Annotated in this window: 11 protein-coding genes and 2 pseudogenes; 8 read left to right on the forward strand and 5 right to left on the reverse strand. The window is 63.3% G+C overall.

The window, feature by feature from the left end; genetic code table 11:
• Positions 1 to 17: 17 nt before the first annotated feature.
• Positions 18 to 650 carry a hypothetical protein gene (locus tag HWX91_RS34700; RefSeq protein ID WP_028197264.1) on the reverse strand — a complete coding sequence of 211 codons (633 nt, stop codon included), beginning with the start codon at positions 648 to 650 and terminating at the stop codon, positions 18 to 20.
• Positions 651 to 832: 182 nt separating this feature from the next.
• On the opposite strand from HWX91_RS34700, the gene HWX91_RS34705 reads away from it, so the two are divergent.
• Both HWX91_RS34705 and HWX91_RS34710 read left to right on the forward strand, forming a co-directional pair.
• Positions 833 to 1,504, forward strand: coding sequence for a heavy metal response regulator transcription factor (locus HWX91_RS34705; RefSeq protein ID WP_028197263.1), 672 nt, complete (start codon positions 833 to 835; stop codon positions 1,502 to 1,504).
• Complete coding sequence (locus tag HWX91_RS34710; protein ID WP_028197262.1) at positions 1,501 to 2,901, forward strand: heavy metal sensor histidine kinase; 1,401 nt, start codon at positions 1,501 to 1,503, stop codon at positions 2,899 to 2,901. Before HWX91_RS34705 ends, HWX91_RS34710 begins: the two co-directional genes overlap by 4 nt.
• A gap of 8 nt (positions 2,902 to 2,909) precedes the next feature.
• On the opposite strand, the gene HWX91_RS34715 is transcribed toward HWX91_RS34710, so the two are convergent.
• Positions 2,910 to 3,317: a VOC family protein gene (locus HWX91_RS34715; RefSeq protein ID WP_028197261.1), complete on the reverse strand. Its 408-nt coding sequence runs from the start codon at positions 3,315 to 3,317 to the stop codon at positions 2,910 to 2,912.
• Positions 3,318 to 3,534: 217 nt separating this feature from the next.
• Here HWX91_RS34715 and HWX91_RS34720 point away from each other — a divergent pair, with 217 nt between their 5' ends.
• The gene (locus tag HWX91_RS34720; protein ID WP_028197260.1) at positions 3,535 to 3,858 is read left to right on the forward strand and encodes a VOC family protein; all 324 of its coding nucleotides are present in this window, start codon (positions 3,535 to 3,537) and stop codon (positions 3,856 to 3,858) included.
• A gap of 121 nt (positions 3,859 to 3,979) precedes the next feature.
• On the opposite strand, the gene HWX91_RS34725 is transcribed toward HWX91_RS34720, so the two are convergent.
• Positions 3,980 to 5,512, reverse strand: coding sequence for a sensor domain-containing diguanylate cyclase (locus HWX91_RS34725; protein ID WP_028197259.1), 1,533 nt, complete (start codon positions 5,510 to 5,512; stop codon positions 3,980 to 3,982).
• A gap of 312 nt (positions 5,513 to 5,824) precedes the next feature.
• Between HWX91_RS34725 and HWX91_RS34730 the strand changes: the two genes are divergently transcribed.
• The 5 genes and pseudogenes from HWX91_RS34730 (at position 5,825) to HWX91_RS34745 (ending at position 11,621) form a co-directional block, all read left to right on the forward strand.
• On the forward strand, positions 5,825 to 6,757 hold the full coding sequence (locus HWX91_RS34730; protein ID WP_028197258.1) for a 2-hydroxyacid dehydrogenase: 933 nt from the start codon (positions 5,825 to 5,827) through the stop codon (positions 6,755 to 6,757).
• Between the two features lie 175 nt (positions 6,758 to 6,932).
• Positions 6,933 to 8,741, forward strand: a pseudogene (locus tag HWX91_RS41410) (molybdopterin-dependent oxidoreductase); the annotation flags it as partial.
• Positions 8,742 to 9,296: 555 nt separating this feature from the next.
• Positions 9,297 to 9,854 (forward strand): annotated as a pseudogene (locus tag HWX91_RS41415) (molybdopterin dinucleotide binding domain-containing protein); the annotation flags it as partial.
• A 49-nt stretch (positions 9,855 to 9,903) separates the two neighbouring features.
• On the forward strand, positions 9,904 to 10,659 hold the full coding sequence (locus tag HWX91_RS34740) for a 4Fe-4S dicluster domain-containing protein (protein ID WP_028197256.1): 756 nt from the start codon (positions 9,904 to 9,906) through the stop codon (positions 10,657 to 10,659).
• An 11-nt stretch (positions 10,660 to 10,670) separates the two neighbouring features.
• Positions 10,671 to 11,621: a dimethyl sulfoxide reductase anchor subunit family protein gene (locus HWX91_RS34745; protein ID WP_028197255.1), complete on the forward strand. Its 951-nt coding sequence runs from the start codon at positions 10,671 to 10,673 to the stop codon at positions 11,619 to 11,621.
• An 89-nt stretch (positions 11,622 to 11,710) separates the two neighbouring features.
• Here HWX91_RS34745 and HWX91_RS34750 read toward each other — a convergent pair whose 3' ends face one another.
• A complete protein-coding gene (locus tag HWX91_RS34750; protein ID WP_028197254.1) occupies positions 11,711 to 14,275 on the reverse strand; it encodes an adenosylcobalamin-dependent ribonucleoside-diphosphate reductase in 2,565 nt (854 codons plus the stop codon).
• 384 nt (positions 14,276 to 14,659) lie between these two features.
• Complete coding sequence (locus tag HWX91_RS34755) at positions 14,660 to 14,944, reverse strand: DUF3331 domain-containing protein (protein WP_028197253.1); 285 nt, start codon at positions 14,942 to 14,944, stop codon at positions 14,660 to 14,662.
• Positions 14,945 to 15,056 lie beyond the last annotated feature (112 nt).

Genomic DNA, 15,056 nt, shown 5'->3' on the forward strand with positions numbered 1-15,056 from the left:
CGCCGTCTTGCATCGGTTCACATCGGCGGCGTGACACCGTGTTCGCCGGCGGAGATGAAATTCGCCGCCATCGAACCATCGGCTTCCTTATGCGCGAATAGCACGACTTTCGCTCCCGGCACCAGCAGCGAGCGGTCACCCGGCTCGAGCGCGACGATGGGCACGTCTTGCGGAATCACGATTTTCTTTTCGCCGTCCTTGTACTTGACCGTGATGGTGCGGCCGTTGCTGACCACGAGCGAGCCCACCGTGCCGTTGGTCATCGTGCTGTTCGAGCCGAGGTCCCACGGGCGATAGCCTTCGCCGGCGCCGCGCATGCTGGCCGGAAAGACGTGCACTTCGAGCGCTTTCAACGTGCCGTCGGGCTGCGGAATCGCGGCGGTGCCGACATAGCTGTCCGGCTTGATGTCGTTCACATTGGCGAGCGCAACGCCACGAATCGGCGTGTCCTTCGCGAGCTTCACGTCGACATCCTTACCGTCGCGCGTGTGGACCTTGAGCAGGTCGCCCGAGAGCGCGGTCACGGTGCCGCGTACGCCCGTGGGCATGGAACTTTGAGCTTGCGCGGCGGATCCAGCGGCCAACAGCGACACTGCAACGAGCGCGGGGGCGACGACGGCACGAACGGCATTAGCGGAAACGATCTTCATGAGTCTGCTCTGGGTGGTGAAGGATGGGGGCAGATTAAGCGCGCGATTGGCTCCGGCGAGTGACAGACGGATGACAAAAACGTAATGAACGGCAGGGCGCGGCCACGTAGAATGGCCGCCATACCCACGTCCATATTCACGACTCGCGCCCACGGCGGCGCTCGGGTCGGAAACCAGGCACCATGAGCATCCTCGTCATCGAAGACGATCCGAAAACCGGCGACTACCTGAAGAAAGGGCTGCGTGAGAGCGGCTACGCGGTCGACCTCGCGCGCACCGGCACCGATGGCCTGCACATGGCGCTCGAACATGCGTACGACCTGGTGGTGCTGGACGTGATGCTGCCCGGCATCGACGGCTGGGAGATCATGCGTGCGCTGCGTGCGCGGCGCGATCTGCCGGTCATTTTCCTGACCGCGCGCGATCATGTCAGCGACCGCATCCGCGGTCTCGAACTCGGCGCCGACGATTACCTCGTCAAACCTTTCTCCTTCACTGAACTGGTGTTGCGCATCCGCACGCTGCTGCGCCGTGGCGTGATCCGCGAGCACGACGTGTTCGAGATCGCCGACCTCAAACTCGACGTACTGCGCCGCAAGGTCACGCGCGAAGGCGTGGAGATTCCACTGACCAACAAGGAATTCATGCTGTTGCATCTGCTGGTGCGCCGGCAGGGCGAAGCGTTATCGCGAACGCAGATCGCCTCGGAAGTGTGGGACATGAACTTTGACAGCGACACCAACGTGGTCGACGTCGCGATCAAACGGCTGCGCGCGAAGGTCGATCATCCGTTCGAAAAGAAGCTGATTCATACGGTGCGCAGCATCGGCTACACCTTCGGCGACGGCTCATGACACTGTGGACCGACCGTTCGTTGACCGCGCGCACCACGGTGCTGTTCGCCGCGATCGCATGCGTGGTGATCGGCACGCTGGGCGCGTATTTCTATCACTCCGCGCAGGTGTCGCTGGAGCGGCGTGCCGATGTGGTGCTCACGGCCCGGGTCGAGCATTTCAGCCGCATCGTGCGGGATCTCTACTCGGTTAGCGACTTGAAGAGCCGGCCTGTGCTGTTCGAGAGCATGCTCGGCGCGGAAGAAGACGTGCTGATGTTTCGCCGCCCAGGCGAAGCCCCGTTTATCGACGTGAACCCTGCGGGCCTTGCGGTGCCGGCCCTCCATGCCGGCGTCCAGAATCGCTTGCCGACGCTCCCGGACATCCGCCATACCCTGTTGCCCGACGGCGTGCCGGTCCATTGGGCGATTGCCGCGGTCAAGGCGCGCGAGGACGGCAGCGAGGTCGAAGTGATCGCCGCGCATCCCATGACCCAGGAAATGCGGATGCTGGCCGCGTACCGCAATCGCATCGTGCTGGCCACGCTGACCGGCATGCTGGCCGCGACGCTGCTCGCGTACTACGTGCTGCGCCGCACCTTCCGGCCGGTGCGCGAGATCGCCACGCGGGCCGCGCAGATCAGTCCGGCGAGTTTGTCGGTGCGGCTCGACAGCGAGGCTGCGCCGCTCGAACTCCGCCAGCTCACGCATGCCTTCAACGCGATGCTTGACCGTCTTGCCGACGGCTTTCAGCGCCTCTCGCAGTTTTCCGCCGACCTGGCGCATGAAATTCGCACACCGGTGGGCGCTTTGATCGGCCAGACCCAGGTGACGCTCGCCAAAACGCGCGATGCCGATGAATATCAGCAAGTGCTTGAATCGAATCTCGAAGAGCTGAACCGTTTGAGCCACATCGCGGAAAACATTCTGTTTCTTGCGCATGCGGACCACGCTGCGTTGTCCATTGAGCGTGAGCCGGTCGATCTGCGCGATGAACTCGTCAGGATTGCGGACTATTTTGAAGGCCCCGCCGACGAACGCGGGATGCGCTTTACCGTGGAGGCAATGGGCATCGCGTCGGCCAATCCGATGCTGTGCCGGCGCGCGATCAACAATCTCGTCGTCAACGCGGTGCGATACGGCGCGAACGATACGGTGGTGCGTTTGAGCGGTACGCAGGACGAGCAGGGCGCGACCGTAGTGGTGGAAAACGACGGTGCGCCGATTCCTGACGAGCAGTTGAACCGTCTGTTCGACCGCTTCTATCGCGCGGATGCCGCACGCAGCGCTTTTACGGAGTCGAGCGGGCTGGGGCTCGCAATCGTCAGGGCGATCATGCATCTGCACGGCGGCACGGCACGTGTGGTGTGCCCGGTGCCGGGCGTGGTGCGCTTCGAATTGCGTTTTCCGGGCGTCTAGCGGGCGGCCTACGTGCTTGAGTTCGGGGCCGGCTCATGGCAACACACACAGAGCTTGTTGCCGTCGGGATCGCGAAAGTACGCGCCGTAATAGTCCGGGTGATACTGAGGGCGCAAACCCGGTGGCCCTTCACAGGCGCCGCCGTGAGCGAGCGCCGCGGCATGTGCCCGATCGACCGTGGCGCGATCTTTAGCGAGGAGCGCCAACATCTGGCCGTTGCCCACGGCGGCGGGCCGACCGTCGTAAGGCCTGCCAATGACGAACAGGGGCCGTGGCGCGCCGGCTGCCATCCAGCCGGCCCAGCACGTATCGTTGTCGCGGAACTTGAGCCGCAACTCCAACGTGTCCATCAGCACGCTATAGAAGCTGAATGCGCGCTCGAAATCCGAAATACCGACGAATACGTGGGAAAGCATCAGAATCGCTCCTTGTTTTTATTGCAGCGTCGCCCGGGCCGATGAGTATAGCGAAGCCTGACCTGGCCTGGTCCGGCCGCATTCATCCTGCGCGCGGGAAGCTGTGCCGGCGCAAACCGGTAATGGCGATACCGGGATGATTGCGCAACTGGTTGCGGCGGCGCTTCGCCGATACGATGAAAACCCCATCCTCATCCTGACTGTCAGGACAACCACCATGAAACGCTTCCATATCGCTTTGGCCGTCGCTAACCTCGACGCGTCCGTCGAAGATTACACCCGCCGTCTCGAGCAGCCGCCTACGGCGGTGGTGCCGGGCCGTTACGCGATGTGGCGCACGGATCTGCTCAACTTCTCGATCAACGAGATGCCGGAGAAGGCTGGGCAACTTCGGCACGTCGGCTTCGAGGACGATGCGGTAGAAGGGTACTCGAGCAGCAAGGACGTGAACGGGCTCGAGTGGGAGCTGTTTTCGGTCGAGGAGCAGGATCGCCGGATCGTCAGCACCTACGGCGAGGCAGTGCGCACCGATAAAGGCTGAGCCGGGCTGATCGGCTGATCGAGCTTATAACCACGCGTCTGGCGTAGCGTCGAATCCGCTGCCACAGCGCGGCCCTTTCACAATCGAAACACGCAGCGCCAACGTGTGGCGCGCCGCAGTGTCAGTCGCCCGGCGGGTTCGCGGGCGGAAGGTTCGCATAGTGCGCGCGCTTTTCCTCATACATCAGCAGATCGGCGCGTTGTACACCGGCTTCGAGCCGGTCTCCGCGCCGACAGGTCGCCGCGCCCATCGAAAAGCTCAGCAGCGAACCCGGATAGAACTGGTTGTTCAGTTCGACCAGCTGGCGGATCGCATCGATCATCGCGGCGCCGCCGCGCTCGTCGGTGTCGGGCATAAGGATCGCAAACTCGTCTCCGCCGATGCGCGCCGCATGATAGGGCGCGTCCATCGCCTTGGCAAGGACTTCGCCGGCACGCCGTAGCAATGCATCGCCGGCCGCATGGCCAAGCTGGTCGTTCACGCGTTTGAGGCCGTTCAGATCGGCCATGATGATCGTCACCGGCCATGGACCCTTGCGTTCCAGCCGGTTCAGTTCGTCCACGTAGAACGAGCGGTTGCGCAGCTTGGTTAGTACGTCATGTTTGCCGAGGAACTCCAGGTATGCTTCGGCCTTCTTGCGCGCCGTGATGTCGGTGAGGGCCACCAGCACCAGGTCCCAGTTATGCTCGTGGCCCGGCAGAACGGAAAACTGCAGGTGCACATGCACCTCGTTGCCGTCGAGCGAGTAATTGAGCACTTCGCGTTGCTGAAACAGCTTGCCGTCCCATAGATCGAGCAGCTGTTCGCGGAAATGCGCTCGCATGTCGTCGCGGAACACGTCTGCCAGGTGAGCCAGCAGTGTTGCTTTGTCTTTTGCCCCGAACATGTCGAGGGTGTGCTGGTTCACGTCGAGCACGTGAATTTCCTGCATGCAGCGTTCGACAAACTCGGGATGCACGTCGGTGAATACCCGGAAATCGCTGATGCCGGCCGAGCGCGCACCGTCGAGCAGACGCTTGATCGCGCTGAAATCTTCCACCCACAGCGAGACCGGCGAATATTCGAACAGGCCGCGTGCGTATTGTTCGGCAAGGGTCACACGATGCCGCGCGCCTTCTAGTTCGGTAATGTCTTCGACCGAAACGAGCACGCGATCCCAGCGCTCTTCGTGGTTAGGCAGTACGGCGCCCTTGAGCAGCACATCCAGGCGCCGGCCGCCGAGCGTGTAGTTGACCGTCTGGCTCGTGAACTGGGTTTGTCCGGCCCATAACTGACACAGCTCCTCAAGATGAGTCTTGAGCATGTCGTCGCGGAACACGGCGGCAAGATTGTTGGTGAGCGCGTCGAAATCCGCGGCCTCGAATTGCGTCAGCGTTTTCTGATTGACCTTGATGACGCGGATGCTGTGCGCGCATTCTGCGACCAGCGCCGGATGCTCGGCAAAATGAGCGCGCAGGTCAGTCACGCCTTGCGCGCGCCATCTGTCGAATAGCGTGCGCACGCCGCTGAAGTCCTCGAGCCATAGCGACACAGGCGCAAGTTCGAACATCTGGGAATCGTCCCCGGATCCCTCAAGGGGACTTCCTTCGGGGCGAGAGACTTCCTGCGGGGCGTCGTTAGCGGGCGCTGGGCCGCGCGGGGGGGTGTCCAGCATGGGATTTCCGTGGTCGGCGTTCAGGCTATTCTAAAGCGGCTTGGATCGGACTCAAAAGAAAGACGCATGGCGCATCGTATTTGCGTCAGTCCATTCACGAAGATAACGGCGTGGCTCGGGTGGACTTTAGGCCCGGCGGCAGCATGTTCGCAACAGGACTTTATGCTCACGGCTGTTTTTTCGTCCGCCTTTCGTCCATTCCCGACGGCGCTCACGATCGCTTGCGATTGCCCGCCGGCAGGGCTGCACGTGGCTTGCTACACTCACTCGTCGTGTCGTTCGCCCGTCACCGCCTGAAGAAAAAAGCCCGTCATGAAGCCTTCCCTGCTGGTTTTGATTCCTTTGAAAGATGCAAGCCGTGCGAGTGTCGAGGCCGCCTTCGACGTCGTCCATGCGCCCGATGCCACGACGCGGGCCGCCGCGATCGCGGAGCATGGCGAGACGATCCGCGCCGTGCTGACCAATGGCACAACCGGGCTGACGGCCGCTGAAATCGACCGGCTGCCGAAACTGGAGTTCGTCAGCGTGCTGGGTGCGGGCTACGAGAACCTTGCCGTCGACCACGCCCGCTCGCGCGGCATTGTGCTCGCCAGTGGCGCCGGCACCAACGACCATTGCGTGGCCGATCATGCGTTCGCGTTACTCCTCGCCGTGGTGCGCGACGTGCCGCAACTCGATCAGGCTACCCGCAAAGGTGCCTGGCGCGACACCTTGCCGATGCGCCCGAACGTGTCCGGCAAGCGGCTCGGCATCGTCGGGCTCGGCCATATCGGCGAGAAGATCGCAAGGCGCGGCGCCGGATTCGAGATGGAAATCGGCTACCACAACCGCAAACCACGCGACGGCTCTGCGCTGCGCTACTTCGACAGCGTGCACGAGCTCGCCCAATGGTGCGATTTTCTGATGGTAGCGACGCCCGGCGGCGCCGCCACGCGTCATCTGATCGACAAAGCGGTGCTGGACGCACTTGGGCCGAACGGCTTCGTGGTCAATGTGTCTCGCGGTAGCGTGGTGGATACCGCCGCGCTGGCCGATGCACTCACGACCGGCGCGATCGCCGGCGCAGCGCTGGACGTCTACGAGGGTGAGCCGCATCCACCCGAAGCCTTGCTGGCATTGCACAACGTCGTCCTGACGCCGCATGTGGGCGGACGCTCGCCCGAGGCGATCACGGCTTCGGTCGACAATTTCCTCGCGAACGCTTCGCGCCATTTCGCAGGCGAGGCGGTGTTGACGCCAATCTGAGCACGGAAGACAAGCAAAGCCAACTGAATAGCACTGAAGGCAAACTGAAACTATCGGCGCAGCGGATAGTTTCAGTCATAAATCGCGATTTCCCTTGTGGGCCGGCGACGAATAGGATGATCGGTATCGAACCCACATCGCTTCGACATAGCCGGAGCCGCGACGGAGATCCCGCATGGAACACCACGCCCGCACGCAGGACGAACGGCTCGAAATCAAGACGACCACCTGTTATATGTGTGCCTGCCGCTGCGGTATTCGCGTGCATTTGCGCGAAGGCGAGGTGCGCTATATCGACGGCAACCCCGAGCATCCGCTGAATCAGGGCGTGATCTGCGCCAAGGGCGCCTCGGGCATCATGAAGCAGTACTCGCCCGCGCGTCTGACCCAGCCGTTGATGCGCAAAGCCGGCGCGGAACGGGGCAGCGCGCAGTTCGAGCCGGTATCGTGGGAGGTCGCGTTCGACGTGCTCGAAAAGCGTCTCGCGACGATTCGCGCCACGGACCCAAAGAAATTTGCGCTGTTCACCGGCCGCGACCAGATGCAGGCGCTCACCGGCCTGTTCGCCAAGCAGTTCGGTACGCCGAATTACGCGGCCCACGGCGGTTTCTGTTCGGCGAACATGGCGGCCGGCATGATCTATACGATCGGCGGCTCATTCTGGGAGTTCGGCGGCCCCGATCTCGACAGCGCCAAACTCTTCTTCATGATCGGCACGGCGGAAGATCACCATTCGAACCCGCTTAAGATCGCTATTTCGAAGTTCAAGCGCGCGGGCGGGCGCTTCGTCGCGATCAATCCGATTCGCACCGGCTATGCCGCGATCGCCGACGAGTGGGTGCCCATCAAGCCCGGCACCGATGGCGCGCTGTTCATGGCGTTCCTGCATGAACTGATCGCCGCCGACGCCTGGGATCATGAGTTCGTGCAGCGCTATACCAACGCGGCGGAACTCGTGGACCTAGACGAAGCCAGCGAAAACTTCGGCCTGTTCGTGCGCGACCCGGATCGGCCGGTGGGCAATCCGCTGTTTCCGCAAAATCATCTCTGGTGGGATGCCGCGACCGCGCGCGCCGTGCCGCACCATGCCGCTGGCGTGACCCCGGCACTCGAGGGCCGCTATACGCTTGACGACGGCACGCCGGTCACGCCGTCGTTCGCCTTGCTGCGCGAACGCGTGGCCGATTGCACGCCCGAATGGGCGGCTGAAATCACCGGCATTGCCGCCGACACGATTCGCCGCCTCGCCGCGGAGATGATCCAGACGAGCCGCGACCACCGGATCACGCTGCCGATCCCCTGGACCGACGCATGGGGCGAGAAGCACGAGACCGTCACCGGCAACCCGGTTGCCTTTCACGCGATGCGCGGGCTGGCCGCGCATTCCAACGGCTTCCAGTCGATCCGCGCGCTCGCGGTGCTGATGTCGATGCTCGGCACGATCGACCGCCCGGGCGGTTTCCGTCATAAATCGCCGTTCCCCCGCGCGGTGCCGCCGTCGGCCAAACCGCCGAACAGTCCCGACGCCGTCAAGCCGAACACGCCGCTCGCCACCGGGCCGCTCGGCTGGCCCGCCGCGCCGGAAGATCTGTTCATCGACGAAAACGGCGGGCCGGTGCGGATCGACAAGGCGTTCTCCTGGGAATATCCGCTCGCCGTTCACGGCTTGATGCATAGCGTGATAACCAATGCGTGGCGCGGCGATCCGTATCCCATCGACACCTTGCTGATATTCATGGCCAACATGGCCTGGAATTCGTCGATGAACACGGTGAAGGTGCGCGAGATGCTCGCCGACAAGCACGCGAACGGCGAGTACAAGATTCCGTTTCTGGTGGTATGCGATGCGTTCCAGTCGGAGATGACGGCGTTCGCCGACCTGATCCTGCCGGACACCACCTATCTCGAGCGGCACGACGCGATGTCGATGCTCGACCGGCCGATCTCGGAGTTCGATGGCCCAGTGGATTCCGTGCGCGTCCCGGTCGTGCCGCCGACGGGCGAATGCAAGCCATTCCAGGAGGTGCTGATCGAACTCGCTTCGCGCCTCAAGTTTCCGGCCTTTACCACGGCCGAGGGGACGCGGCGCTTTCGCGATTACCCGGACTTCATCGTCAATCACACGACGACGCCCGATTCCGGCGTGGGCTTTCTGATTGGCTGGCGTGGCAAGGACGGCGACAAGGCGCTGGTAGGCGAGCCGAATCCGCAGCAGTGGGAACAATACGCAAAGAACAACTGCGTGTTTCATTACCGCTTGCCGGAGACGCTCCAGTACATGCGCAACTGCAACGGCCCGTATCTCGACTGGGCGGTAAAAAACGGCTTCCGCAAATTCAGCGAACCGATCCTGATCCAGTTGTACTCCGACGTCATGCAGAAATTCAGGCTCGCCGCACAAGGCCGCACGAGCGGCAGGCAGCCGCCGGATCACCTGCGTGCGCGGGTCGAGAAATATTTCGATCCGCTGCCGTTCTGGTATGCGCCGCTCGAAAGCGACTCCACCGATCTCGCACGTTTTCCGCTTGCCGCGGTGACGCAGCGGCCGATGGCGATGTATCACTCGTGGGATTCGCAGAACGCGTGGTTGCGGCAGATTCACGGCGAGAACTATCTCTACATGAATCCGCTGATGGCGGCGGAAAACGGCATCGCCGACGGCAGTTGGATCTACGCCGAATCGCAATGGGGGCGCGTGCGCTGCATGGCGCGCTTTAGCGAGACTGTCGAGCCGGGCACGGTGTGGACCTGGAATGCGATTGGCAAGGCATCCGGTGCGTGGAATCTCGGCGCCGGCGCGAACGAATCGCAGCGCGGCTTCCTGCTCAACCACCTGATCACCGACGAGTTACCCGGCCGCGACGAAGCGGCCGCGCGCCTCTCGAACTCGGACCCGGTGACGGGGCAGGCCGCGTGGTACGACGTGCGCGTGCGTCTCTATCCGGCTGAAGCGGACGCGAACCATACGCTGCCGCAGTTCAATGCGATGCCCGCTTTGCCGGGCTCGAACGGCGTGGTCTCGCGGATCGTGCAGACCTACTTCGCGGGGCGCGGTGAATTCGCGGCGCGCTTACGTGGCGCGGCGAAGCGAAAGTGACACACGGCGAAGCATGCGAATAACGCAATAAAGCGGTAAGGAGCCTTTGATGACTCAGATGGCATTGGTAATCGACCTGAACGTCTGCGTAGGGTGCCAGGCTTGCGTGACGAGTTGCAAGGAATGGAACACGTCGGGCGAATCGGGCAGTCTCGCCGACCTGAATCCCTACGACGCGGACCCGTCCGGCACATTCTTCAACCGTGTCCAGAGTTTCGAAGCCGGCAGCTTTCCGAACGCGGACACGATCCACTTTCCAAAGTCGTGCCTGCACTGCGAAGACCCGCCGTGCGTGCCGGTATGTCCGACCGGCGCGAGCTACAAGCGCAAGGAAGACGGCCTCGTGCTGGTCGATTTCGACAAATGCATTGGCTGCAAGTACTGCGCGTGGGCGTGCCCTTACGGCGCCCGCGAACTCGACGAAGCGCGCAAGGAGATGACGAAATGCACGTTGTGCGTCGACCGTATTCATGACGAAAACCTCTCCGAGCGCGATCGCCAGCCGGCATGCGTGCTCGCGTGCCCGACTTCCGCGCGGCTGTTTGGCGATATCCACGATCCGGAATCGGTGGTGTCGAAGGCGATCGAGGAGCGTGGCGGTTATCAACTGATGCCGGAGTGGAACACGCGGCCGGCGAACCACTATCTGCCGCGCATCACGACGCCGGCCTCGGGTTGCGGCAGCGGTTCCTGCTCGTGCAAGGACACGGGTGCAGCCCTGGAGGCACCCGAATCGCACGAATCGCTCGAATCGCGGCTCGAGCGCGGCGAACTGCATCTTGCGTCGATGGCGACGCGCATCTAAAGGACCTCGCGATGAATCCGGCATTTTCGGTGGTTTTTCTCACGACCTTGAGCGGCGCGGCGCAGGGCCTGCTGATCGCGCTCGTCGGCGTGGAGACGGCGGCGCATCTTGGACTTGTCACGGCGCCGGCGGATGCGTTCTATATGATCGGCGCGGGCGTGTCGGTCGTGCTGGGCCTGCTGGGGCTGATTGCCTCATTCTTCCATCTCGGGCATCCGGAACGCGCGTGGCGCGCGATCGCAATGTGGCGGACCTCGTGGTTGTCGCGCGAATGTCTGTGCCTGCCGGCGTTTCTCGCCTGCGCGTTTTTCTATGGCGTCGCGCACGGCTTCGGCTCGCCGTGGTCGCTTGCGATCGGATGGCTGGGTGTACTGGCAAGCGCGACGCTGTTCGTCTGCACGGCGATGATCTACGCGTGCCTGCGTTTTCTTCAGGAATGGGCCACGCCGCTCACGCTGGTCAACTTTGTGCTGCTGGGCTGCGCGTCCGGTTTCACGCTGGCGACGGCGCTGACCGCGTGGTTCGCGCCGGGGTTGACCGCGCAGCTTGCCGTCTGTGCTTGCGTACTGACGCTCGCCGGTTGTGCAAGCCGCTGCGCGTCGCTGATGCGTAACGCGCGGTTGCGGCCGAAGTCGACTGTGCAGAGCGCTACCGGCATCAACAACCCGAAGCTCGTGCAGGTTTCGCGCGGTTTCACCGCGGGGGCGTTCAATCTGCGCGAGTTCTTTCACGGTAAATCGGCGGGGACGCTACGCGGCATCAAGTGGGCTTTCCTCGTGGCCGCGTTTGCCGTGCCGGTTGTGCTGATCGCGCTGGGCGCGGGCTTGCATCCGATTGGCGCGTCGCTCGGTTTGCTGGCGGCCGCCTGTCTGGTGCAGTACGCCGGCCTTGTGGCGGAACGCTGGTTCTTCTTCGCCGAAGCGAAGCACCCTCAGAATCTGTATTACGCGAGAGTCGGTTGAGGGGCGCTCTGCGTTGCCGATACGGGTAGATCCTGCAACCGCGCAGGATCTACCGGAATGCAACCTCTCCAGTGGCGGCGTCTAGCCGCTCATCCGCACGCGCCGACTTCGCCGCACGCGGTACAGAAGTCGCACCCATCCTTGCGAATCACCGCATTCGCTCCGCACGAGCCGCACTTGCGTCCGAGCATGGTGTGCAAGCCTTGCATACCGCCTGGCTGCGTCAAGCTGGTGTCGTCAGCGTCGCCAGGCGGCGGACGGATGCCGAAATCCGCCGGCAACGCGGTTTCGGCCTTCATCTGCCCGCGCGGCAAACGCGCCAGCAGGCGCGACGGCACCTGGTTGCCTTCGGCGTCGAGAAAGCCGCGCCGATGCAGAATCTGCTGGATCGCAAAGGCGAGCGCCGCCACTTCGGAGTCGTGCCAGCGCGGCGTGCGATGACCGTCGAGGCGCTGCACCTCGCCGAGCCGCACTTGCCCGCGATCCCATGACACCTTGCGCATATCCTGCAGGTTGCGCGCGACAAAGCCGCCGCGTGCCGCCAGCGAAAGCGAACGCATGGTCGCCGTGATCCATTGCTGCGACTCGTCACGCTGACCGGTCGGAATGAAAAACTCGATGGGGCGCTCGATCGTGACGTCTTCGCCGCCGAGTCGTCCGGTCACTTCGATGAACGACACCGCCACGTAAAGCGACTTCTTGCCCGCTTGCGTCAGGTACTCGACCTTCTCGATGATCGCCGGCAATTCGCCTTTGGGCCGATGATCGATTGCGATCCGCAGCGGATCCTGATCGGTTTCGGCCAGCGTATCGTCCGCTTGCGGCGGCGGACTCACGCTCAGCACCGCGCCGAGCGTTTCATTGGGACGGTAGGTGGCGAGACCCTTCAGACCACTTTTCCACGCGTCGAAGTAAAGGCTTTCGAATGCCTCGAACGGATAGTCGGCCGGCACGTTCACCGTCTTCGAGATCGACGTGTCCACGTATGGCTGCACGGCGGCCATCATGTCGAGGTGATCGCGCGCCGACATCTCGAGCGCGCTGACGAAGTAGTCCGGCAGCTTGTTCACGTCGCCGCCGAGTTCGCGATAAAGACGGTACGCGTAGTCTTCGACATCGAACGATTCGCGACCGCCGTCGGCCATCACCTTCATGCGGGTGTAGGTCCATGAGAAGGCCGGCTCGATGCCGTTCGACGCGTTGTCGGCGAATGCGAGGCTGACCGTGCCGGTTGGCGCGATCGACAGCAAATGGCTGTTGCGGATGCCGTCGCGGCGGATCGCCTCCTTGATGTCGTCGGGCAGGCGCGAGGCGAACGTGCCCGCTTCCAGATAACGCGCGGCGTCGAACAACTCGAACGCGCCGCGCTCGCGCGCCAGTTCCACGGAAGCCCGATAGGCTTCGTCGCGCATCAGCCGGGCGATGCGCACGGCGAAGTCGCGGCCTTCCTGCGAGTTGTAGCGCAGGCCGAGCATCACCAGCGTATCGCCGAGGCCGGTGAAGCCGACGCCGATGCGCCGCTTGGCGCGCGATTCGTCGTATTGCTGCGGCAGCGGCCACAGCGTGACGTCGAGCACGTCGTCGAGAAAACGGACCTGGATGCGGGTGCGTTTGGCGAGCGCGTCCCAGTCGAACGAAGGCTTGCCGCCCTTCATTTGCGCGAATGGATCGAGCACGAAGCGCGTGAGGTTCAACGGCCCGAGGTTGCAGCAGCCGTAGGCCGGCAGCGGTTGTTCGCCACACGGATTGGTGGCGCGGATGGTTTCGACGGCGCGCAGATTATTGTCCTCGTTCATGCGGGAAATGAACACGATGCCGGGCTCGGCGACGTCGTAAGTGGAGCGCATGATGCGCTCCCAGATCTCGCGTGCGGACCTTTCGCTGTAGACCCACAGACCGTCTTCGCGTTGCCGCACGTCGCCTGCCGCGCGCAGCGCCGGCGACGGTTCGGCGCGGTGCACGAGCGGCCAGGGCTGATCTTCTTCGACTGCGCGCATGAATTCGTCGGTGACGCCGACCGATACGTTGAAGTTGTTCCAGCGACCTTTCGAATGTTTCGCCTCGATGAACTCGATCAGATCGGGGTGACTGCAGTCGAGCACGGCCATTTGCGCGCCGCGCCGCGAACCGGCGCTTTCCACGGTCCGGCATGACGCGTCGAATACGTCCATATAGCTGCACGGGCCGGACGCCGCCGAACTGGTGGTGTGAACGCGCGCGCCCTTGGGCCGGATCGCGGAGAAGTTATAGCCGACGCCACCGCCGCGGCGCATGGTTTCGGCGGCTTGCAGCAGCGCCACGTAGATGCCGGGCAGGCCTTCTTCGTCAACGCCCTGAATCGCATCGCCGACCGGCTGCACAAAGCAGTTGATCAGCGTGGCGGCGATACCCGTGCCTGCCGCGCTCATGATGCGCCCGGCGCCGAGTGCGCCATGCCGCAGATTGTCGACAAAGAGCGCTTCCACCGACTCGCGCAGGGCCTCTGGTTCCGCCTGAGCGACGCCGTGGGCGACGCGTTTGAACACCTCGTCCGCCGATTGCTCGCCGCCTTTCGCGTATTTCTCGAGTAAAACGTCCAGCGAGAATTGTTGCGGTGCAACTAATTGATCCGGAGGAGCTGCTGTGACGCGAGTGCCGGGGGTGTCTTCTGCCATGGTGTCGCCTCTCGTTTGCCGCCAGACGGGCTGCGGCGGGTTCGATGGGAATTGAGGGCATTCATTTAAGCGTGCGCGTTTGGCAGGTGCGGTGACCTGGCGCAACGAGGATCACCTTAGCGCACGTGGCGAAGGGCCGCAATCAGGCTTTTGAGGACCGCGCCGCCGACTGAAGGCACGCGCCGCCGCGGCCTTTTGCAGTGGCCTGTATCAGGCAGAAAGGCGGCGGGCGGTGCAGGGCGCGGGTGGGTAGCGACGGGGAAGAAGGGAGGCCGCAGAGAGCCGGAGCGAGCAAATCGCGAGGGGACAAACACCCATAAACGACGGCGAACGTTTCCGGCATATTCCTGGCATACATCAGCAACGTGCCGTCAAGGCAAAAGCTCAGGCTTCAACCAGTTCGCCCAACACCTCGGCACAGATCATCGCGGAAGCATTCGAGGGCGCCGGCCGTTCAGCCGGTTTGAACACCGCATCGCCGCGGCGAATCTTGCGACGCGTCACCGCGCAGGTGCCCGACGTATGCGCCGAGCGTCGCCGCCACCGTTGCTCGCCATAATGGCAACGCCCCGGTTCGACCCAGCGGATCACCAGCGTCGTGTCGGAGCGCTCGAGAATTTCGATGCGTACGCCATTGGTTCCGTCAAGGGGGATGGACTCTAAGGTCATCATCGTCGGCTCCGTATTGTGGTGTGCCGAATGTAGTCCTGCGAGCGCTCGATAGCCATTGTGCCGCAGTTGAAACACTGTTCTCCAAATAGCAACAATGAAACTTGACATT

The sequence above is a fragment of the Paraburkholderia fungorum genome (assembly GCF_902833645.1).
Classification (GTDB): Bacteria; Pseudomonadota; Gammaproteobacteria; order Burkholderiales; family Burkholderiaceae; genus Paraburkholderia; species Paraburkholderia fungorum.

Coding starts and splice junctions, on each gene's coding strand:
- HWX91_RS34750 (WP_028197254.1), bottom strand. CDS start 14,275: ATGGCAGAAGACACCCCCGGCACTCGCGTCACAGCAGCTCCTCCGGAT.
- HWX91_RS34755 (WP_028197253.1), bottom strand. CDS start 14,944: ATGACCTTAGAGTCCATCCCCCTTGACGGAACCAATGGCGTACGCATC.
- HWX91_RS34715 (WP_028197261.1), bottom strand. CDS start 3,317: ATGCTTTCCCACGTATTCGTCGGTATTTCGGATTTCGAGCGCGCATTC.
- HWX91_RS34740 (WP_028197256.1), top strand. CDS start 9,904: ATGACTCAGATGGCATTGGTAATCGACCTGAACGTCTGCGTAGGGTGC.
- HWX91_RS34710 (WP_028197262.1), top strand. CDS start 1,501: ATGACACTGTGGACCGACCGTTCGTTGACCGCGCGCACCACGGTGCTG.
- HWX91_RS34725 (WP_028197259.1), bottom strand. CDS start 5,512: ATGCTGGACACCCCCCCGCGCGGCCCAGCGCCCGCTAACGACGCCCCG.
- HWX91_RS34700 (WP_028197264.1), bottom strand. CDS start 650: ATGAAGATCGTTTCCGCTAATGCCGTTCGTGCCGTCGTCGCCCCCGCG.
- HWX91_RS34745 (WP_028197255.1), top strand. CDS start 10,671: ATGAATCCGGCATTTTCGGTGGTTTTTCTCACGACCTTGAGCGGCGCG.
- HWX91_RS34705 (WP_028197263.1), top strand. CDS start 833: ATGAGCATCCTCGTCATCGAAGACGATCCGAAAACCGGCGACTACCTG.
- HWX91_RS34720 (WP_028197260.1), top strand. CDS start 3,535: ATGAAACGCTTCCATATCGCTTTGGCCGTCGCTAACCTCGACGCGTCC.
- HWX91_RS34730 (WP_028197258.1), top strand. CDS start 5,825: ATGAAGCCTTCCCTGCTGGTTTTGATTCCTTTGAAAGATGCAAGCCGT.